The organism is Vibrio sp. STUT-A16, from assembly GCF_026000495.1.
Classification (GTDB): domain Bacteria; phylum Pseudomonadota; class Gammaproteobacteria; order Enterobacterales; family Vibrionaceae; genus Vibrio; species Vibrio diabolicus.
Genome location: NZ_AP026765.1, coordinates 3,192,475 through 3,214,273, shown reverse-complemented (window position 1 = coordinate 3,214,273; position 21,799 = coordinate 3,192,475). Strand labels below are relative to the sequence as shown.

General features: G+C 38.7%; 21 protein-coding genes. 15 read left to right on the top strand and 6 right to left on the bottom strand.

From position 1 onward, the window contains the following. The 11 genes from OO778_RS15225 to galU all read left to right on the top strand — a co-directional run bounded on the left by OO778_RS15225 (position 1) and on the right by galU (position 13,676). Positions 1-1,047 carry a polysaccharide pyruvyl transferase family protein gene (locus OO778_RS15225; protein WP_264910266.1) on the top strand — a complete coding sequence of 349 codons (1,047 nt, stop codon included), beginning with the start codon at positions 1-3 and terminating at the stop codon, positions 1,045-1,047. Between the two features lie 3 nt (positions 1,048-1,050). Beyond that, positions 1,051-1,962, top strand: a complete 912-nt coding sequence (locus tag OO778_RS15220) for a beta-1,6-N-acetylglucosaminyltransferase (RefSeq protein WP_264910264.1) — start codon at positions 1,051-1,053, stop codon at positions 1,960-1,962. 1 nt (position 1,963) lies between these two features. Next, a complete protein-coding gene (locus tag OO778_RS15215; RefSeq protein ID WP_264910262.1) occupies positions 1,964-3,016 on the top strand; it encodes an EpsG family protein in 1,053 nt (350 codons plus the stop codon). Between the two features lie 722 nt (positions 3,017-3,738). Beyond that, a complete protein-coding gene (locus tag OO778_RS15210) occupies positions 3,739-4,866 on the top strand; it encodes a glycosyltransferase family 4 protein (protein WP_264910260.1) in 1,128 nt (375 codons plus the stop codon). Beyond that, positions 4,859-5,653, top strand: coding sequence for a glycosyltransferase (locus OO778_RS15205; protein ID WP_264910258.1), 795 nt, complete (start codon positions 4,859-4,861; stop codon positions 5,651-5,653). The genes OO778_RS15210 and OO778_RS15205 overlap by 8 nt, the downstream gene beginning before the upstream one ends. 574 nt (positions 5,654-6,227) lie before the next feature. After that, entirely contained in the window at positions 6,228-7,103 is an 876-nt protein-coding gene (locus OO778_RS15200; protein ID WP_264910256.1) for an ATP-grasp fold amidoligase family protein, read from the top strand. 65 nt (positions 7,104-7,168) lie between these two features. Further along, on the top strand, positions 7,169-8,176 hold the full coding sequence (locus OO778_RS15195; protein WP_169609522.1) for an NAD-dependent epimerase: 1,008 nt from the start codon (positions 7,169-7,171) through the stop codon (positions 8,174-8,176). Between the two features lie 8 nt (positions 8,177-8,184). Beyond that, entirely contained in the window at positions 8,185-9,336 is a 1,152-nt protein-coding gene (locus tag OO778_RS15190) for a glycosyltransferase family 4 protein (protein WP_264910252.1), read from the top strand. Positions 9,337-9,360: 24 nt separating this feature from the next. Beyond that, a complete protein-coding gene (locus OO778_RS15185; protein WP_264910250.1) occupies positions 9,361-11,466 on the top strand; it encodes a YjbH domain-containing protein in 2,106 nt (701 codons plus the stop codon). A gap of 97 nt (positions 11,467-11,563) precedes the next feature. Next, entirely contained in the window at positions 11,564-12,730 is a 1,167-nt protein-coding gene (locus OO778_RS15180; RefSeq protein ID WP_264910248.1) for a nucleotide sugar dehydrogenase, read from the top strand. 67 nt (positions 12,731-12,797) lie between these two features. Then, on the top strand, positions 12,798-13,676 hold the full coding sequence (gene galU / locus OO778_RS15175; RefSeq protein ID WP_264910247.1) for a UTP--glucose-1-phosphate uridylyltransferase GalU: 879 nt from the start codon (positions 12,798-12,800) through the stop codon (positions 13,674-13,676). A 100-nt stretch (positions 13,677-13,776) separates the two neighbouring features. Here galU and tpiA read toward each other — a convergent pair whose 3' ends face one another. Then, positions 13,777-14,547 (bottom strand): triose-phosphate isomerase, encoded by a 771-nt coding sequence (tpiA, locus tag OO778_RS15170; protein ID WP_005384863.1) that lies wholly within the window; start codon positions 14,545-14,547, stop codon positions 13,777-13,779. Between the two features lie 269 nt (positions 14,548-14,816). On the opposite strand from tpiA, the gene OO778_RS15165 reads away from it, so the two are divergent. From OO778_RS15165 to OO778_RS15155, 3 genes are all read left to right on the top strand, one after another. Further along, entirely contained in the window at positions 14,817-15,164 is a 348-nt protein-coding gene (locus OO778_RS15165; RefSeq protein WP_256964520.1) for a 5-carboxymethyl-2-hydroxymuconate Delta-isomerase, read from the top strand. 217 nt (positions 15,165-15,381) lie between these two features. Further along, positions 15,382-15,804, top strand: coding sequence for a DUF805 domain-containing protein (locus OO778_RS15160; protein ID WP_047009013.1), 423 nt, complete (start codon positions 15,382-15,384; stop codon positions 15,802-15,804). Between the two features lie 720 nt (positions 15,805-16,524). Further along, positions 16,525-16,815 (top strand): GIY-YIG nuclease family protein, encoded by a 291-nt coding sequence (locus OO778_RS15155; protein ID WP_086046481.1) that lies wholly within the window; start codon positions 16,525-16,527, stop codon positions 16,813-16,815. Here OO778_RS15155 and OO778_RS15150 read toward each other — a convergent pair. From OO778_RS15150 to glpX, 3 genes are all read right to left on the bottom strand, one after another. Then, on the bottom strand, positions 16,809-17,159 hold the full coding sequence (locus tag OO778_RS15150; protein ID WP_086046482.1) for a DUF3135 domain-containing protein: 351 nt from the start codon (positions 17,157-17,159) through the stop codon (positions 16,809-16,811). The genes OO778_RS15155 and OO778_RS15150 overlap by 7 nt on opposite strands. Positions 17,160-17,319: 160 nt before the next feature. Beyond that, positions 17,320-17,940 carry a metalloregulator ArsR/SmtB family transcription factor gene (locus OO778_RS15145; RefSeq protein WP_182019200.1) on the bottom strand — a complete coding sequence of 207 codons (621 nt, stop codon included), beginning with the start codon at positions 17,938-17,940 and terminating at the stop codon, positions 17,320-17,322. A gap of 386 nt (positions 17,941-18,326) precedes the next feature. After that, positions 18,327-19,334 carry a class II fructose-bisphosphatase gene (gene glpX, locus OO778_RS15140; protein WP_005383180.1) on the bottom strand — a complete coding sequence of 336 codons (1,008 nt, stop codon included), beginning with the start codon at positions 19,332-19,334 and terminating at the stop codon, positions 18,327-18,329. Positions 19,335-19,682: 348 nt separating this feature from the next. Between glpX and zapB the strand changes: the two genes are divergently transcribed. After that, the gene (zapB, locus tag OO778_RS15135; RefSeq protein ID WP_005379536.1) at positions 19,683-19,925 is read left to right on the top strand and encodes a cell division protein ZapB; all 243 of its coding nucleotides are present in this window, start codon (positions 19,683-19,685) and stop codon (positions 19,923-19,925) included. A 135-nt stretch (positions 19,926-20,060) separates the two neighbouring features. Here the strand turns inward: zapB and rraA are convergent, their stop codons facing one another. Together rraA and OO778_RS15125 are read right to left on the bottom strand one after the other, a co-directional pair. Continuing rightward, positions 20,061-20,567: a ribonuclease E activity regulator RraA gene (rraA, locus tag OO778_RS15130; protein WP_005397954.1), complete on the bottom strand. Its 507-nt coding sequence runs from the start codon at positions 20,565-20,567 to the stop codon at positions 20,061-20,063. Between the two features lie 76 nt (positions 20,568-20,643). Next, positions 20,644-21,561, bottom strand: coding sequence for a 1,4-dihydroxy-2-naphthoate polyprenyltransferase (locus OO778_RS15125; protein WP_005397953.1), 918 nt, complete (start codon positions 21,559-21,561; stop codon positions 20,644-20,646). Positions 21,562-21,799 lie beyond the last annotated feature (238 nt).

The window sequence follows — 21,799 nt, the reverse complement described above, 5'->3', positions numbered from 1 at the left end:
ATGAAAAAATACATTCCCAATGTAATTAAAAGACACATTAAATCTTTTATTGAACGTGATAACATTAATTATCTTGGTGAACAAAGAAAAAAGAAGATATATATCACTTTAGCAGCAGACTATGGGAATCTTGGTGATGTTGCAATTAGTTATGCTCAATATCAGTACTTAAAAAATAATATTAAAGATTACCAAGTTGTTGATGTTCCTATTAGCAAAAACTTAACAAATATAAAAAAGATTAAGACAGAGATAACGCCTGAAGATATTATTACAATTGTTGGTGGTGGAAACATGACTGATCAATATCAAGATATTGAGAATTGCCGACTTGAATGGTTAAAGAGTTTTCCAAATAATAAAATTATTTCTTTTCCTCAAACAATTGACTTTACTAAAACAAAAGATGGATTAAAAAGTTTTAAAAGATCAAAAAAAATTTATGAGCGCCATCGTAACTTCCATCTTATTGGAAGAGAAAAGAAATCCTATGAGTTTATGAAGAAAAATATTTCAAATAATATTTATCTTTGTCCTGACATTGTACTTAGTCTGAAAGATGTAAAGGGTAATGATCAGAATAATAATAGAAATGGTATTATCTGTTGTATTAGAAATGACAGTGAGTCAATCTTCTCAGAAGAGAAAAGAACTCTACTGATTAAGCAATTATCTTCAATTAGTGATGTTACTTTTACGGATACTCATATTGGCATAAATAATTTAAATTGGGATTCTAGAATTAGTGCTCTTGACGAGATTTGGACTAAGTTTGCTAATTCGAAGCTAGTGGTTACTGATAGGTTACATGGAATGATATTTGCGTTTATAACAAACACTCCATGCCTCGTGATAAGAAATAGTAATCATAAAATTGAAGAGACATATAAAAACTGGATTTCTAACTTCAACTATGTAAAGTTGATAAATGATCGAGAAATAAACATTTCTGAAGAAATTGAATTATTTTTAAAGACAGAATTTAATTTTAAGAGTAATAGAAATTATGACCATTCCATTATTAGAGAAATTATTAACCAAGGATAATGCATGAAAATCGCTTTTTTATGTTTATGTCATGATAATTTTGAATATGTGAAAAGTCTAGCAACGTTTTGCAAACAAAATAGGCATGAAATATTTATTCATGTTGATAGAGCTAGTATAAATAATGATGAAGAGCTTTATCTTAAAGAGTTACCTGGTTCCTTAATTCTTGGAGAGGAAAGAATTATAAACAGGTGGGGTACAATATCTTTAGTTAAATCTACTTTAAACTTACTTAAAGAATCAAAGAAATATAATTTTGATAAATACTTACTCATTAGTGGATCTGACTGTCCAATTGTATCTATGAAGGAGATAGAAGATAAATTAAATCTTAAGAAAGATTTTATTTCGGTATGGAATGAAATAAGACGTGAGGACAAAAATAATCATCTCCACAATAGTATATTTAAATATCATAATTATAACTCAAACTTGACAAATGTTGGTGAGGTGCAATATAAAGCACATTATAGGATCCATTTGGCGAGACTGATTAATAAAATTCTATCATTAAAACCGATAAAAAAGAGCTTTAGTTTCCATAACTACTATAAAGGATCTCAGTGGTGGTGCTTAAGTCATGATACAGTAGAAAAAATCCTTTCACTTGATCATGACTTCTTTATGAAAGAGTTTAGTACTATGCATGCTCCTGATGAATTGTATTTTCAAACGTTATACTTCAATCTTATAAAGAAATCTAAGCCTAAAATAGTAGATAAATGTAATACTAACTTACATGCAGTACACTATATTGATTGGAATAGCAGTTCGAAAAAGAAAGGAATGCAGTTTGTAGATGTTGAAAGTATAGAAAAAATGCGATTGGAAGGAGCTATTTTTGCGAGAAAGATAGATGCCTCTAAGGTTGAAAGTTATATGAAGTTAATAAAAGAATTGATGAGAAATTAAAGTGCTAAATTTAAGTAGCTCACTGAACGAATTATTTTATTTTTTATATATTTTCAGTGTGTGTTTTTTTTTGATAATACAATGCACCAGTATAAGAGATAAGCCAACTTATATTATACCATTTGTTTTTTTTTCTAGTTTGTCATTAGGTTATGTAATAATATTTAGAGAGTTTAGTGGAGATGCACTAACATACTTATATACATTTAATCATCCTGATTATTTAGATGGAATTAATGTGTGGGGAGTTGGCTTTATATACTACACAAAATTTCTTAATATATTTGAAAATGAAACAATATATTTACTTTCCTATCCAGTAAGTTTATTTATTTCAGGTTTTTATTTATCAAAGAAAGTAAATCATCATAGTTCTTTTACTACATTCTTTTTTTTATTTACACTTTCGACATTTTTTGCATTATATTCTGTTACTGGATTTAGACAGAGTATTGCAATAGTTGTCTGTTATCTATTTGTTTCTATGATAATGAATAGATTTTGGATAATATCAGTGTTACTTATACTGCTTGCTTTTAATTTTCACTCCACTGCTATTATTTTTTCTCTTGCTATATTTAGCTATGTATTTTCTTTAAGGACATTGGTTTTAATATATTTAATATCTTTGATTATAGGTATAGTTGATATATCTTCAGCTATTGATATATCGAGTCTTGAAGGTATTATATCAAACAGATACGAAGCTTACCTTAATACTGATTACCAAGGTGATTATGTTACAGGTATTAAGCCTCAATTTGTCGCATTTTCTCTTTATCCATTCATGTATATTCTCTATGAGAAAAAATATAAGTTTTTTGATATTTCAATTAGTGAGTTATTTATAATAAAAATCTTTTTTATTATAAATGCTATAGCGAATATCATGTCATTTATACCATACTCTGATAGAGTATATGCTTACAGTTGGGCTTTGCTTCCTATACTTTTAACCAGTATATTTAGCCGGCTATCGATGGGTTCAAGGTTTTGTTATATATCTTCTATGCTTTTAGTTTTCATTTTTTATAATTCTTCGATTTATTTATAATTTATAAACCTGAGTTCAGATCAATATTACACAAAGTCTTTGTGAAACAAAACCTTCCTGACAGATCAAGTAAACTTTCTCAATTCATATCCCGATGCCAAGTAAATAGGATTAATTTTCGGATCGGATTGAGTTCAATTATATCTGTAGTCATATACTGATTCTTACAGTAGTGATGTTAGCACTATGAGCCGATTAATCTACTTGAACCATATTTAGGATTCCAATGCCCATTAGAAATCATGAAAAGTAGAATATAAGCTTACCGATATCGTCTTATTTATGACAGCAGCACTCTGATCGCATGTATCGATTAGCTAAGGCAATATGGCGATTTTGAAAAGGGATTCCTGTTTACGACACAATAGAGAGTCATCAATCTGATCACTCTTAATCGTCTACAATCGTGCTTTTCTGAATGGGTAAATACTTTAGGAGGTAACTCAAGGTGATGTTGTGGCGATTGAAAATAAGTTTAAGCTATAGTTTGAAGGCGATAATTTAGCAGTGATCGGCTACATAAATATAATGAAAAATCGTTAAGGTGGGATTAGATAAGCACAATCGGAATTCTAACTATCTTTCGTCATTTCTTGTAGGGTAAGGGTTTTATTAACCTCACCTTAGGCCTGTGAACATATTCAATGTATGAGTTTTTATTATGCGGTTAATTGAGCATAATATATTATTTAAATTAATTGAAATCAACAATGAAATATTCAATGAGAAATAAATTAAAAATATGTTTTGTTTGTAATGAATATCCACCTTATGTTAATGGTGGTATAGGTACCTTTACAAAGGAGATCAGTGAAGAATTAGTAAAACTAGGACATGCTGTTTATGTTATTGGTTATTATGACAACCTTTTAGAGAATGAAGTAACAAATGTCAACGGAGTTGCAGTTTATAGACTAAAGAAAATAATGAGTAGTGAGCTTTTATCAAGAATCAAATTGTTTAAAAGTGTTAAAGAATTAGTTGATACAATGTCTATAGATATAGTTGAGTGTCAAGAAAACATTGGTCTAACAGCTTTTTGGCCAAAGCTAAACGCAAAAAAAGTCATTAGACTGCATGGTTCTGTTGTTTATTTTTCGCATGAGTTTAATCGACCAAAAAATATAAAATACTTCCTTAGAAAAGTTTTAGAGAAAAATGTTCTTAATACCGCTGATAAAGTTATTTCAGTTAGTAACTATACGGCTTTAAAAACTAAAAAGTATTTTGGTCTAAATATTGATATTGAAACCATTTATAATGGTGTAAAGCCAACTGAGCTTAGAAAAACCAATTTTGATTTAGATTCTACATTCAATGTTGTGTATGCAGGAACGTTGTCTCAGCTGAAAGGAGTTCTTGTATTATACGAGGCGTGGAATATTTTTGTTAAAAAGTACCCTAATTCAAAGTTACACCTTGTTGGTCGTGATTTGAATATATTAGAGCATATTATTATTTCAGATGATATTATAGTTCACGGAATGAAGAAAAAATCCGAATTACTTGAATTCTATAAAATATATGATGTTGCAATTTTTCCAAGCTTTGCTGAGTGCTTCTCTCTTGCCCCTTTAGAAGCTATGAGTGTTGGAATTCCTGTAATTAACACCATGCTCACAAGTGGATGCGAACTTGTAATTGATAATAAAAATGGCATTTTGGTGGACCCTAATAAAGTAGAGTCTTTAGTATGTGCACTAGAAAAGATCTATAAAATGTCAAGTTTAGAAAGAATGACAATTTCAGATAATGCGACCTGTATTCTAGAAAACAAGTTTAATTTCTCCTCTTTGGTAAACTCAAATCTTTCAATGTATAAAGAATTGCTAGGACCTGAAAATGGATGATTTAGCTGTATTAATTCCAGCATATAATGATAGTTTATCATTAGTAAAAACATTAAACTCTATAGATGAAGAGAATAATAATTTTACGGTCTTTGTTGTTGATGATGGAAGTGAAAACCCTATAACTATTAACGAACAAAGATACCCGTTTCAAGTAGTGGTAATTCGCTATGAAGTTAACAAAGGAATTGTTGGTGCTCTTAATCAAGGCTTATCTGAAATTAAATCTCTGGGAAAATTTAAATTTATCGCACGTTTAGACTGTGCAGATCTAAATATAGTAAATAGATTTAAAATCCAATATGAATATCTTCAGGAAAATAAAAATACTTTCTTGGTAGGATCAAATGTTGAATTTTTTAACCCAGATAGTGATTACTCGTTTAAAACAAATGTTCCACTAACTCATGATGAATTAAAAAGATCAAGGTGGGCAAAAACATGTTTCGTTCATCCAACTGTTTTCTTTAGAGTTGAGTTGATCGATTCAATTGGATTTTATCCAACGACGTATTCACATACAGAAGATTTAGTATACTTTCATAAAGCAATGCTGAATGAAAAGTGTGAAAATTTATCAGATGTACTTGTAAAGTGTGAAATTAGAAGTGGTGGTATAAGTGGTAAAAATAGACATAGTCAACTAAGGAGTGGCCTAAGGTATAAGCTAGATAACCCCTGTTTTACTGATATTTACTGGTATATCTCAATATTTAGAACAATTTCATATCTTATTTTAAAGAGAGAGTTAGTAGATAAAATAAAAATGATTTTTAATCACTCTTGATTTAAAAAGTCAATCTAAGCACCGAAAGTATTTAGACGCTAATTCAGTTTTAACGTAATCCGTTAAATGTAATGTTGAGAAATATTTAATATTCTTAGTGTGTGCTTTGGAAATAAAAATACTTTCTAATTTTTGATTGTGTTAAGTTAGCCAGGAAATATTAATAATATTTTTATTTGTTATGGTTTATGTAAATATTAATGTCATGATGGTCGTTTTGATAAACCTCGTGTTAAGAAAAGTGAGCAAAAATTTCCGTTGTTCTTCAATATAGATTATTAGTGATAAGTTAGTTCATATTGAGTATATGCTAATTTATATGTAATAAGATAGAATATACTTAATACTGTCAAAGCGTTAAAGAACTTTAAAAGTAATCCATTAAACTTTAGACTACTATTTATCAATGCGAAAGAGTAAATGAAAAATTATTGATATTAGAAGTAAAAATATGGTTTTTAATAGTTTCGTTAAATTAAAAAATTCCACCCTGAAACGGGTTATTGTTTTGTGTAAAGCAATAATTGAATAATAAACAATCAAAATTTACAATGATTACTCGTAGGTGCCACCAATGTATTTTAAAAATAAAGTGAAGTACTTTTCACGTGATTTTATCCGTTTTTTTTTACCAAAGAAATTTTATATTATTCTTAGGTTTTTTATTACACATGGATACTATCCAAATTTAATTTCTCCAAAGACATTGAATGAAAAAATTCAGAGTCGAAAGCTCTACGATGACCCGAGTAATTATTCAAAATTTGCAGATAAATTACAAGTGAGACATTATGTTCGAAACACAATTGGTGATGATTTCTTAGTTCCTCTTTTACTTAGTACTGAGAAATTAGAATTATCGCAATTTAATGATATTCCAGATAAGTTTGTTATTAAATCTAGTAATGGGGGAGGGGGCGTTAATGTCAAAGTTATCCTAGATAGAGATAATGTAGATTTAAATGCACTATGTGATGAGTTTAATGGATATTTGAATTTGATGCCTGGAAAAGGAATTGATGAGCTATTTTATGATATAGAAACCCCTACGATTCTTATAGAAAAACTTCTAGAGAATAAAGATAATTCTGCTTTGCTAGATTATAAGTTTCATGTTTTTAATAATGGAGAATTAATTTTACTACAAATAAATTCTGAATATAATACTCCAAACTGCACTAAAACATTATATGATTTAAATGGGAATAAATATCATATTCAATTCTCTGAATACAATCATGGACCTTCTAGTATTCATTTACCACAAGATTTTTCAAGTATGGTTGATATGGCCGTTTTATTATCAGAACCATTTAATTATGTACGTGTAGATATGTTTAATGTTGATGGTAAAATATATTTTGGAGAAATGACCTTTTGTCCAGCTAGTGGTTGGGATAAATTTGGTTCATACGAAGACGATTTATATCTTGGTGGTTTTTGGAAGTAGGAGTACTACTAAAAATATTTATCTTGTCTAATTATTTTGGCTTAGCATTTAAATTGGAAATTATAATGAAATATTTAGTAACTGGCGCAGCGGGTTTTATTGGCGCTAAAACCATTGAAGTACTTTTGAGTAAAGGTGCGAGTGTTGTTGGTGTAGATAATATTAATGACTACTATGATGTTAATCTTAAAGAAGCTCGACTACTGGCGATCAATAATAGTGAGCGATTCGAGTTTGTAAAGATGGATCTCTCGGATAGACAAGCTGTAGCTGATTTCTTCGCTAACAACCAGTTTGATTGTGTTATCCACTTAGCAGCTCAAGCTGGTGTGAGATACTCTATAGAAAACCCGATGGCCTATGCCGATTCTAACTTAGTTGGTCACCTAAACATCCTAGAGGGGTGCCGACATTCAAAAGTTAAGCATTTAGTTTACGCATCGTCATCTTCTGTTTATGGCTTGAATCAAAAAACACCTTTTGAAACAAGTGATACGGTTGACCATCCAGTTTCTTTGTATGCAGCGACGAAGAAATCAAATGAGTTAATGGCACATTCATATTCTCACTTGTATGACTTACCTACGACTGGATTGCGGTTCTTTACCGTTTACGGTCCATGGGGCCGTCCTGATATGGCACCTTTTATTTTCACTAAGAAGATATTAGAGGGCGATACAATTGATATAAACAATAATGGCGATATGTGGCGAGACTTCACTTACATTGACGACATTGTTGAAGGTATTGTACGTATTTCTGAGGTTATCCCTCAAAGAAATGACGACTGGACCGTTGAATCCGGTACGCCTGCTTCTAGTTCTGCTCCATATTCTGTTTACAATATAGGTCACGGTAGTCCAGTTAACCTTATGGACTTCATCACGGAAATCGAATCTGCGCTTGGTATTGAAGCGAAAAAGAACTTCCGCGAGATGCAGCCTGGTGATGTGTATAAGACTTATGCTGATACCTCTGATTTATTCGAAGCGACTGGCTACAAACCCCAAGTTGGTCTTAAACAGGGCGTTCAAGCCTTAGTTGATTGGTATCGCGAGTTTTATAAGGTTTAGGTAGTTAGATGAAAACGGTTGCGATTTCAGCAAATACAAGTTGGTATTTATATAATTTCAGAAGAAACACCATTACGGCGTTGTTGGACGCTGGTTATCAGGTTGTAGCTATAGCCCCTAAAGATGATTACTCACCGAAGCTTGAATCACTTGGAGCAAGCTTTTGTCATATCAACATTGACCAAGGGGGTACAAACCCTGTTAAAGATATTGGTACGTTTTTCTCATTTATCAAAATCTTTAAGAGCGTCAAACCCGATGTGGTACTGAACTTTACTCCAAAGAATAATATCTACGGTACGTTAGCTGGGCATTTTGTTGGCCCTAAGTCGGTCAATAATATTGCCGGCTTAGGTATGGTCTTTATTAATGAAGGCCTTACGTCTAAGATTGCCAGATTGCTGTATAAAATGAGCCAATCTAAAGCAAGTAAGATCTTCTTTCAAAATGAAGACGATAAAGCGTTGTTTTTGGAGAACCGGTTAGCGCCATCGTATCTTGTTGATCGTCTACCTGGTTCGGGAGCTGATCTCAACCGTTTTCAAGTTAGCCCTGCAAATGATGACGGTGTAATTCGCTTTTTATTGATTGCCAGAATGTTGTACGACAAAGGCATTGGTCACTACGTTGAAGCGGCCCGTGCATTGAAGTCTAAGCATGGTGATAAGGTTGAATTTCGATTACTAGGTTTTCTTGATGTTAATAACCCTTCAGCTGTCTCTAGTAGCGATATGCAAAAGTGGGTTGATGAAGGCATTGTAAGTTATCTTGGCACTTCTGATTGTGTAGAAGAGGAGATTGCGAAGGTAGATTGCATGGTGCTTCCTTCATTCTATCGAGAGGGAGTTCCTAAATCGTTACTTGAAGCGGCAGCAATGGGGAAACCCATAGTAACAACCGACAATGTTGGTTGTCGTGAAACGGTTGACGATGGAGTCAATGGTTATTTATGTGCTCCTCGCTCGACAGAGAGTTTGATTGAAAAACTGGATTTGGTGATCAACCTCACTCATCAAGAAAGGTTAACAATGGGACAATTCAGTCGTCAAAAAGTTGAACGAGAGTTTGATGAGCAGTTAGTCATACAAAAATACTTGGACGCAGTGGAAGATTGCTTTCAAAAAGAAAAAACTCAAGCAGAAGGTCTCCGTGCCAGCTAGCAAAACTAAATAAAATAAAGAGTTATGTTCAAAAAGATTTCAGTGGATGAAGTAACGATAATTACCCTATCGTTGGCTTTTAGTTGTGGCGTCGCGGCAAACGAATTGCAGACGCTAAATTCTAACCAAAGCTTTAGTGGACTGGTTTTTAACCCTAATGCTCAAGTGAAAGAGTATGGCGACTTTGGTGTATCTTTTGCCCAAGGGCGCCCTTGGCTTGACGAGGTGCAAGGTTTAGATTCTATAAAAGTATCTTTCGGCCTCATTGAAGGGTTAGATGCTCATGGTAGTATCGTTACTTATGATTATAACTCGAACTGTTTTAAAACAGGCTGTGGCGGTATTCGAGATTTATCATTATCACTGAAGTATCAGGTTCCCAATTTTTGGGGGAATGAGAACTTAGATTTTGCTTTGGGTATGCAAGATGTCGGTGGGGCTGCAAATAAGCTCATGACTAATTTTGCCGTCGCTGATTATACGTTTAATGCACTTCCCTTAAGGGTTTCTGCTGGTTTCGGTCAGTCAGAAGAGCGTTTGATGGGTGTTCTAGATGGCCCTTTTGGTGGCTTTGAATACCAACCTTTTGACTTTGTTCAACTAGTAGGAGAGTACGATTCAGTAGAATTTAACTCTTCTATAAAAGTGTTTACTCCCGATAATTTACTGCCTAATGATATAACCGCCTCATTAAGTTACCAGATTTATTCTGGTCATGAATCGGATGGTTCAAGCGTTTGGAGTGCTGCACTCTCGATGCCATTGATAACGGAATACTCTCGCTCTCGCGACTACGCGAAGAATAATATGACGTTAATGGATCGTTTAGTCGTTGAGCAAAACAAAGCGCAACAAGCGTCAATTTCCTCTTTGGTTAGTGCGTTAAAAAATGAAGGCTTCGTTAATGTTGAAGTGGGCGTATCAAATGACAAAGTTGTGGTGGCTTTAGAAAACCGCCGCTACAACCATAACCAAGTTGACGGACTAGGTGTCGCTCTGGGTATAGTGTCGAGTCATTTAGGTCAAAATGCGGCGCAAGATATAGGCGCTGCATCGGATCAATTTGAACTTGTGATGCTTGCCAACCAAAAACCAGTGGTCAGCGTTTTGTCTGACGCTAACTGTTACCAAAGTTTTGTCAATGGCAGCGCAGTTTGTGATGACATTCAGTTTATCACGCGCGACTTGTCGGAAAGATTAGACATGGTTGATTGGAAAACGGAACGAGTCAATTCAGGCACTTTAGGTTCGCAGATCGTATTTTCTCCTATGGTAAGGCATGGTTTTGCAACCGAGTACGGTGTGTATGATTACTCTTTTGCTATGTCTAGCAACTTATACACCTACCTATGGCCTGGCGCGGCAATAGATGTTCGTCATATTTTACCTTTAGCAGAAAGTGATGATTTTGAAGAGGGTGGGTATTTCGAAGACAGCGTATACGAGAACGAGATTGAGCGTGCAATGGTACATCAGTTCTTCCGTTTACCATATGTCGATATAGCTAACCAAGTTTCCCTAGGCTTGGTTAAGTCGGATTATATCGGTGCGCGTAGTGAATCAGCTTGGTTCTCTCAATCGGGCAACCATTGGTTGGGATTAGAGATGAGCTATTTCCAACATCAAGACGAAAAAGACAAAAATGGTTATGCGAACCCAGATCGCCAAACCTTTTTAACTCGTTATACATACTCTATGCCTGAGTGGGATTGGCAGTTTAATGCGACTGCTGGAGAGTTTTGGAAGGGGGATGTCGGCGCAAAATTCACGACCTCACATTGGTTTGAGGACATAGCAGTATCGGCAAGTTATCAGGTGACAAAGTTTAATGATACAGACGAAGAGCAGTTTGTCACTGTTTCAGTAAAGCTGCCATTAACGCCATGGCGTGATATGTCACCGGGAGTGATACAAGTTCGTGGTAACGAGGCTTATGATTTCAACGTTACGACACGAGTTGGCAACGATACAAACTATTTGGTAGCAGGCCAGGGTGATGAACTCGTGATGGATAATAGTATGCTTCGCCGCTACTTTAACCGAGGCCGTTATGGTCAAGAGTACTTTGAGCAGAACAAGCTGCGCATTCGCAATGCTTATTTGCGTTACTTGGGTACTCAATTAAATTAAGTTGTGTTGCTAGTTAGGCTTTTAGTTAATCACCGCACTCTACCGAGAGTGTCGGTGTTTTGATATGCTAGCGTCAGTTAAATAATAGGAAATAAAAATGAAAATTGCTGTAGCAGGCACGGGCTACGTCGGTTTGTCCAATGCCATGTTATTGTCACAAAACCATGAGGTTGTGGCGGTTGATATTATCCAAGAAAAAGTGGACTTGTTGAATGACAAGAAATCTCCAATTGTTGATGCGGAAATCGAACATTTCCTTGCAAACAAAGAACTCAACTTTATCGCGACGCTAGATAAAAAGCTGGCTTACAAAGACGCAGAGTTTGTTGTCATTGCCACACCAACGGATTATGACCCTCAAACGAACTACTTTAACACATCTTCAGTTGAAGCTGTGATTAAAGATGTGATGGCAATTAATCCAGATGCGGTTATGGTCATTAAGTCGACAGTTCCAGTAGGTTACACTGTGCGTATTAAAGAAGAACGCGGTTGTCAAAATATTATGTTCTCTCCTGAGTTTCTTCGTGAAGGTAAAGCACTTTACGATAACCTCCACCCTTCTCGTATCATCGTTGGTGAGCGCAGCGAACGTGCTGAGAAGTTCGCTAACCTTCTGGTCGAAGGTGCGGTAAAAGAAGACATTTCGGTTCTGTTTACTGACTCTACAGAAGCAGAAGCGGTTAAATTGTTTTCAAACACGTACCTAGCGATGCGCGTAGCTTACTTCAATGAATTAGATTCTTATGCTGAAGCACATAACCTTGATGCTCGCCAAATTATTGAAGGTGTAGGCTTAGATCCTCGTATTGGCAATCACTACAACAACCCGTCATTCGGTTACGGTGGGTACTGCTTACCGAAAGATACAAAGCAGCTGTTAGCAAACTACCAGGATGTTCCAAATAACATTATCGGAGCGATTGTTGATGCAAACCGCACTCGTAAAGATTTTGTCGCAGAATCTATTCTCAAGCGAGAACCAAAAGTTGTGGGCATTTACCGCTTAATTATGAAGTCTGGCTCAGACAATTTCCGCGCTTCGTCTATTCAAGGCATTATGAAGCGTATTAAGGCAAAGGGCATCGAAGTAGTGGTATATGAGCCAGTACTTCAGGAAGATGAGTTTTTTAACTCACGTGTAATCAAAGATATGAATGAGTTTAAACAAAGTGCAGATGTGATTGTCTCTAACCGTATGGTTGAAGAGCTTGCTGATGTAGCTGATAAAGTTTACACCCGTGACCTGTTTGGTAGCGATTAATTCGTCTTTATATTCAAATAATATAATAGGCTCCCTCAGAGGAGCCTTTTTTTAGTTGGTAATGGTTATGATTAAAAAATGTTTATTCCCTGCAGCGGGTTACGGTACACGTTTCCTTCCTGCGACTAAGTCGATGCCGAAAGAAATGATGCCAGTGGTGAACAAGCCATTGATTGAATATGGTGTTGAAGAAGCGATTGAAGCCGGTATGGACGGTATGTGCATCGTCACAGGTCGTGGCAAACACTCCCTGATGGATCACTTTGATAAAAACTACGAGCTAGAGCATCAAATTAGCGGTACAAGTAAAGAAGCGCTGCTTGATGATATTCGTTCTTTGATTGATTCTGCGAGTTACACTTACATCCGTCAGCGTGAAATGAAAGGCTTAGGTCACGCTATTCTTACGGGACGTGAATTGGTCGGTGATGAACCGTTTGCTGTTGTACTCGCGGATGACCTTTGTGTGAGTGAGGACAAAGGCGTTCTAGCGCAAATGGTTGAGCTGTACAAACAGTTCCGCTGTTCAATCATTGCGGTACAAGAAGTGCCGGAATCAGAAACGCATAAATACGGTGTGATTGCTGGCGAGATGATCAAAGATGATATCTTCCGCATTGATAACATGGTTGAAAAGCCAGAACCAGGCACTGCACCTAGCAATCTAGCGATTATAGGTCGCTACATTCTGACACCTGATATCTTTGAGCTGATTGAAAATACAGAACCGGGCAAAGGTGGCGAGATTCAAATCACCGATGCGTTGATGCAACAAGCTCAATCTGGTTGTGTTTTGGCATACAAATTTAAAGGTCAACGCTTTGATTGCGGTAGTGTAGAAGGTTACATTGAAGCCACAAATTACTGCTACGAGAACCTTTATAAGAAGGATTCCAGTGCGGATCTCGCGAAAAAACCAACCGTGAAAATTGCTGAGCCAGCATAATTCAGAACTTCCTATCGGTGTACTCCGAGTGGATAACACGCAAACAAAAAGGGATGCATGATGCATCCCTTTGTTATTTCGACTCTGAGTAAAAACGAGATTAAGCTTTTGCTTTAGCCGCTGCTTTAGCGATTGCTGCGAAGCTTTTCGCGTCTAGAGAAGCGCCGCCAACTAGAGCACCGTCGATGTCTGGTTGCGAGAAGTAAGCTTCAGCGTTTTCTGGCTTAACAGAACCACCGTATTGGATGATTACTTGTGCTGCAACTGCTTCGTCTTTCGCAGCGATAAGTGCGCGGATAGAAGCGTGGATGCGTTGTGCATCTTCAGCTGTTGCTGCTTTACCAGTACCGATAGCCCAGATTGGTTCGTAAGCGATGATTGCGCCGTTTAGAGCTTCAACACCGTAAGTGTCGATAACTGCGTTGATTTGACGTGCACATACAGCTTCAGTTTCGCCAGCTTCGTTTTGCGCTTCAGATTCACCGATACAGAAAACAGGTGTTAGGCCGTTTTCTTTTAGGAAGTTGAATTTCTTAGCGATAAACTCGTCAGATTCGTTGTGGTATTCACGACGCTCTGAGTGACCGATGATGATGTGAGTAGCACCGAAATCTTTCAGCATTTCTGGAGACATATCGCCAGTGAACGCACCGCTGTTGTTTAGGTCAGTGTTTTGAGCACCTAGGATGATCTTGTTACCGCCTTCAGCGATTACGCGCTCTGCTAGGTCGATGTAAAGTGCTGGTGGAGCGACTGCTACGTCAACACCTTCAACGCCTTCAAGCTCAGCGTTAAGACCAGTTAGCAGCTCAGTTACCATTGCTTTGCTGCCGTTTAGTTTCCAGTTACCCATCACTACAGGACGACGCATAGGAATATCTCCCTTATCTTTAATGTAAATAGTCAATTAATGTAAAAAATCTACGTAGGAATATAACAGAATAATGTGAACAGATCATGATTGGCGTCATGTCTTGTCCGGCTTTCTTTACTGATTCGACCAAGCATCGATCCTGTTATTTTTGTCAAAAGCAATCGATTGGTGATCACGTAGACAGAATGATAGTTCATTCCTCGGAAATTGCTGCTGAGATTGGTATTACTACGCGCTGGAATTAATTGTTGTAGAAAGGAATCAAAATGCCAAATCTCGTTTTAGAGTATTCAAACTCGGTTGAAGAACGTGTCAATGTTCAGGGGTTGCTGGAGGACTTACATAAAACGGCGTTAGAGAGTGGCCTTTTTGAACTCGCGTCAGTGAAATCTAGAACGCTCCGGTGCCACAATTGGTTAATTGGGGAAGAGGGCGATAGCCTCGACTTTATCCATATCAACTTTGATTTGCTATCTGGCCGTTCCCAAGAGCAGAAGCGAGAACTGTCACGAGCCTTGATGGAGACACTTCAAGAGCAAGCCAGTCACGTGCATAGCTTAACGGTCAATATCCGAGACATGGATATAGAAAGCTTCCAGAAGGTAGTGAATTAGGTTGAACAGAGTTTCTTGAGAGTAGCGGGCAGGGTTAAGCACCGTGAGATGCAAGGGAGCTGAAAGCTAATAGGCCTTATCTAGCGTTTATCGTTGCTTCAGCTTAGTCTCGCTCTGCTTGTTATAACGGCACTATTGGCGCTTACACTGCAGGTGTACTTTCCAAACCATATCGACTCGGCTAATCTATAACCTTTCTATTTTGGGGTAAAATTTGATGTCGACTAAAGAGTTACTGTTTTCTTTTCAAGGACGTATAAACCGTAAAACCTACTGGATTTGGAACGTCATTTACTATGTCTCTATTCTAGGTTTTGGGGCTGGAATCAGTAAGCTATTTCCTACTTTCTCCTATTTACTTCTCCCTATTTTCTTGGTGATTTTGTTAATCCCTGATTTGGCGATCACCACCAAGCGTTGGCATGACCGCAACAAATCAATCTATTGGCTAGCACTGAATATTCCGCTGATTATCGGACGAATCGCTACGCCAATGACTAGCCCTGTTGCACAAGAGCCGTCGACACCGCAAATGTTCGTTGCATCCATTTCTCTGATTTGTGGTTTATGGATTCTAATTGAATGTGGCTTATTAAAAGGAACATCAGGACCAAACCAATATGGCCCTGAGCCGGAGTAATCGCTTTAAGTAACGTGCTCGCTGAAAGTAGACTCTTAGTCTCGCTGAGGCTCGCTAGAATGACGAACTCCTTTGGTCTAGGGCTTGCTATTATAACCGTCATTCTGAACAACGAGGTACGAGCGTGATTCAGAATATATTGTCTGGTTGCGAAGTGGTTAAGGTGAGTGGGTAAGAATAGGAGTTTGCTGTTACTTGATTCTTAGTCTCGCTGGAGCTCGCTAGAATGACGAGCTCTTTTGATCTAGAGCTTGCTATTGTACCCGTCATTCTGAACAACGAGGTACGAGCGTGATTCAGAATCTATCGTCCGCTTGAGCAGTAGCTAAGGTGAGTGGGAAAGAATAGGAGTTTGCTGTTACTTGATTCTTAGTCTCGCTGGATCTCGCTAGAATGACGAGCTTTTTTGATCTAGAGCTTGCTATTTTAACCGTCATTCTGAACAGTGAGGGACGAGCATGATTCAGAATCTATCGTCCGGTTGAGCAGTGGCTAAGGTGAGCGGGAAAGAATAAGAGCTTGTTGTTACCAGATTCTTAGTCTCGCTTGAGCTCGTTAGAATGACGAGCTCCTTTGTTTTAGAGGCTGTTAAAGTCATCGTCATTCTGAACAGCGAGGGACGAGTGTGATTCAGAATCTACGCACAGAGCGCTCCGAGTTTGAACTGAGCGATTGAATTACAATGGAAAAGTAACAGCGAATCATGAAGGAGAATGAATCATCGATAGGACACCTTGCGTTTATATCCTAACGTCAAACAACAACGCCGTTCTTTACATTGGTGTTACCAGTCAGCTGCCTCAAAGAATATGGCAGCATAAAAACGGAGTAGTTGAGGGATTTACCAAGAAATACAACGTTCATAAGCTCGTTTACTTTGAGTTATTCGAAGATATGGCAACTGCCATAAACCGAGAAAAGCAGCTCAAGCAGTGGAAGCGTGAGTGGAAGTTAGCCTTGGTAAGAGAAACGAACCCTAACTTTCTCGATCTATCTACTGAGTATCAGTAAAAATCATCCCTACCTTTAAATGCCTCTAAACTAACCACATCCGCTTTTTGAGTCGGTGCCGTTTCCCCTTGTAGCGCCGCTCTGAACTTCACGACCTGTTTTTGTAATTCGTTCATCAATACCACATTGGTGTGGTGAGGGTTTTTACACGTGCTGATGACCCTATCGATGTGGCTTTGCTGAGCCCACAGTCTTTCTTGCATGTTTTTTGATGCGCTTTCGATCATCTCTTTCGCCATTTCATGACGAAATTGCTCAAAAGCTTCTGGATCTCGCTCTGCCATTCGAACCATTTCATCGAATGGCGGAAGCGTTTGAGAAGAGTAGTGACGTAGAGTAGACATCAATGTTCTCCAAATCCTTATGGAAATTGCCTTTAGTTACTAAGAGCCTATACCATTAGAAAGAGGAGAGAGGATGAATTCTTCAGCCGTCTCACTTATAAGAGAAGCTTTTAAGCTTGAGATTGAATAAGTGCGGCATGTCGATGTTTGGTTGTGGTGGTTACTGCAGTTGTTGGATGCGGTAAACGCAGCGTCGTTGGCCGCTAATGATGTGTTCGGTACGCTCTACTTTGGTGTCACGTCCAAGTAAAGACTGAAAGACATTTAATTCTGATTGGCACAAGCTTGGGCAGCGAGTTGCGGCTTTACAAATCGGGCAGTGATTTTCGATCAAGATAAATCCGTTCTCATCTTGCTCAAGCTCGGCCATATAGCCTTCTTGTTCTCTGAGTGTCACAAGAGTCTCTAGTTTGCTTTGCAGAGAGTTGCATTGCTCAAGGTGCTGACGATAACTTTGTAACGTGAGTTTTTCTCTTTCCGATGTGACTTTGTCCAGTCCATCTTTGCCAAAAATGTGTTCGACAGCTTCTATAAACTGAATGGTCAACTCTCCGTGACGGTCAGCAAATTGCTCATGACCTTTTTGAGTGAGAGACCAATGACGAGCTGGGCGACCTACTTTGACTTTGACGTCATGAATAGACAGGATGCCATCGTCTTCTAAACTCTGCAGGTGCTGACGTGCCCCCATAGTTGTCATACCCAGCTCAGAAGAGAGTTGTTTTGCAGTGACGGAACCATCACGCTTAACGATTTGCAATATCCTATCTACGGTCTTCATATACCCACCATTTATACGTCAGTACATATTATGCGCGATAGGGTTAGTAAAGAAAAGTGTTGACTTAGTTTGAGTGGGGATCTGTTGGGTCTATGTTCATGCGAACCAATATATATCGCCACTCTGAACAGCGAGAAACGAGTGTGCTTCAGAATCTATCGTTCGGTTGTGCAATGGTTATGGTGAGAGGGAGAGAATAGGAGTTTGCTGTTATTAGATTCTTAGTCTCACTGGAGCTCGCTAGAATGACGAGTTCTTTTGATTTAGAGCTTGCTGTGGTGACCGTCATTCTGAACAACGAGGAACGAGTGTGATTCAGAATCTATTGCTTGGTTGTGCGGAAAGAAAGGCTCACACTCAGATTGAGCGAGAGCCTCGAGAAATGCTTAAAGAATAATATCACGCACTTCTGGATCTTTACGATCTAGGTAGTGAGTCGACTTAATGCGACGAATAGTACGGCATCGACCACGCACGAGCAGCGTTTCTGTAGTTGCGATATTGCCTTGGCGAGAGATGCCTTCTAGCAAGTCACCTTTAGTAATGCCTGTTGCTGAGAATACCACGTTGTCGCTGCGTGCCATGTCTTCCATTTTGAGGACAACATTCGCTTTTACGCCCATTTCATCGCAGCGTTTTAGTTCGTCTGCGCCGTAAATGCGGTTTTCTTCAGTATCGCCTTTTACTTCATGACGAGGAAGTAGACGACCGTGCATGTCACCGTCTAGCGCTCTAATCACCGCGGCTGATACGACCCCTTCTGGCGCGCCGCCAATACAGTACATCATGTCCACTTCACTGTCTGGCATACAAGTCAGAATAGAGGCAGCCACGTCACCATCAGGCACCGCAAAGACACGTACGCCCATCGCTTGCATTTCTGCAATAACGTCATCGTGGCGAGGTTTCGCAAGGGTAATAACTACTAAGGTATCAAGTGGTTTGTTCAGGGCTTTTGCTACGTTCTCTAGGTTCTCTTTTAACGGCTTTTCTAAGTCAATCACGCCTTTTGCACCAGGGCCAACAACCAGTTTTTCCATGTACATATCTGGCGCTTTAAGAAAGCTGCCTTTCTCACCTGCGGCAAGTACGGCTAGTGCGTTAGATTGCCCCATTGCCGTCATGCGAGTCCCTTCAATCGGGTCGACAGCGATATCCACTTCATCACCACCAATACCAACTTGCTCACCAATGTATAGCATTGGCGCATCATCGATTTCACCCTCACCAATGACAATTTCACCACTGATATCTGTTTTGTTCAGTAGGGTGCGCATAACTTCAACAGCTGCGCCATCGGCTGCATTTTTATCGCCACGGCCAAGCCATTTGTAACCAGCCAAAGCTGCACCTTCAGTCACACGGGAAAATGCCATAGCTAAATCGCGTTTCATGATGTCTCCAAGTAAGCAAGAGGGAAGAAGAATTTGCGCGGCGATTCTATCACAACGTAGGGTAAACGTTTGCCTTTTTGCGGAGCTTTTACTTTATCTAACTTGAATTTGATCAATACTTAGGGCGATTTTCAGCGTGGCGGGAGGCAAAATCCTTGCTCAAAAATGCTTCGGCGATAAGAAAAGTCAGCGTTTAGTGAGATTGCGCCGATTTTTTGACCGAATGATGCGAAATATCGAATATAGTGAGTGTTTCTCATCGCGACGCTGAGTAGAATGAACCTTATATAGGTTAGGTGTGCATCAATCTCGCACATCGTCCCAACGGAATAACATAGGTAGGCCAAGATGTCTTTTGAAGTACTAGAACAACTAGAATCTAAAATTCAAACTGCAGTTGACACAATCACTCTTCTTCAGATGGAAGTCGAAGAGCTGAAAGAAGATAAAGCAAAACTTGCGGAAGAAGCGAACGAGCTTCGCTCTCAACGTGAAGAGCTAGAGCAAAAAGCACAGCAAGCACAACAAGAGCACGCGCAATGGCAAGAGCGCATTCGTGCACTACTTGGCAAAATGGACGAAGTGGAATAATTCGGCTTCTTCATTCCAAATTAAAAACACCCGCGTTAAGCGGGTGTTTGTGTTTTGGGCAAGTTGAAAATCGTTAGGACAAGCTCGATTCTGATAGCCAAGAGAAGGTCCTATAACTTAGGTACCTAAGACTCGTTATTCTTCTTCATCCAACTCTAAATCAATATTCAATGGCTCAGGCGACAGGATGATCCCAGTGCTATCAGCATAAATATAATCTTCAGGTAAGAAGCTGACGCCGCCAAAGTTGACTGGTACATCTAATTCGCCGATACCCTGGCTGGTCGCTCCAACAGGAATAGAAGCGAGGGCTTGAATGCCTAAGTTCATATCTTCAAGTTCATCTACTTCACGAACACAGCCGTAAACGACAATGCCTTCCCACTCGTTTTCTTCCGCAATAGTTGCGATTTCTGCATCGATAAGGGCTTTACGTAGGGAACCGCCACCGTCAATTAACAAAACGCGACCAAGTCCATCTTGCTCTAATGTCTCGCGGATCAACGAATTATCTTCAAAACACTTGATGGTGGTGATTTGCCCGGCAAATGAAGCGCGACCGCCAAAATTACTGAACATTGGTTCAACCACATCTACCTGATCGAGGTAGATATCACAGAGTGCTGAGGTATTGTATTCCATAGCGTACCTTTCTAAACAGAAATTGGTTGTCTTTGAGTATATCTAGGCATTAAGTCAATGCAATGACAATCCTTTTTTAACTTACTAGAGTTTGAGCTACCACAATTGTTGCAAACAAAACGTTGGTGACTAAAGAGCATTTCACGATGACTGGCATCATTGGTGCTATCTGAGCGGGCTTTTGTGTATGCCAAACCGCTTTGCCATGATCGGCCACGAAATAAATACTAAGTAAAAATGGCAAGCTAATCCAAACGGGTTTGTCTTGAATTAACAAGTAAGCCGCAAAGGCAAGAATAGCACCGCCAAGTAAAACAAAGTGGTACTGCTTGGCTTTGCGTTGACCCAATCGCACTGCGACTGTGCGTTTACCACACTCTCGGTCGTTCTCGATATCACGCATATTGTTGATGTTGAGTACTGCAACAGCGAGTAAACCGCAGCCTAAAGCAGGTAAGAATAGCGTGGTGTCTACGTGACCGGTATGCAAGAAGTAGGTACCGGATACGCCGAGTAAACCAAAAAACAAGAAAACTGAAATATCGCCAAGCCCCACGTAACCGTATGGCTTGCTACCCATGGTGTAAGCAATCGCCGCTAGGATGGCTAAAATTCCCAGTCCGATAAACGTCACAATGCTTTCCAGTGAGCTTAGTGAATAAAAAACTAACACTAAGCCAGAAATGGCGGTCAGAACGATGTTAAAGATAATCGCCTGTTTCATCTGTTTCGCACTTACCGCGCCAGACTGCATCGCTCGTAATGGGCCAAGGCGTTTGTCGTTATCTGTACCTTGAACGGCATCGCCATAGTCGTTTGCCAGGTTGGACAGAATTTGCAGTAACGTCGCGGTTACGAAAGCCATGATGGCAATTGTCAGTGAAAAATGACCCGCCGAGTAGGCGAGTACACTACCCGTTAAGATAGAGACTAATGCCAGAGGTAGTGTTTTTGGGCGAGCGGCTTCAAGCCAGATCTGTAAAGATTGTTTCATGGAAATTTCGTGCTAGTAACCAATGTGCCCAGTATAAGCACAAAGAGGCAGATACGCTATTGACCTAAAACAACTCAACTAGAAGTCAAAGGGTGAAGTAGAAGGAAAGCAGTTTCGATATTTGAGGCAATAAAATAGCCCTCTTTTTGGAAAGTGAAGGGTACGGAGAACACTGCTATTAGATTCTTAGTCTCGCTTGAGCTCGCTAGAATGACGAGATCTTTTGATTTAGATGTTG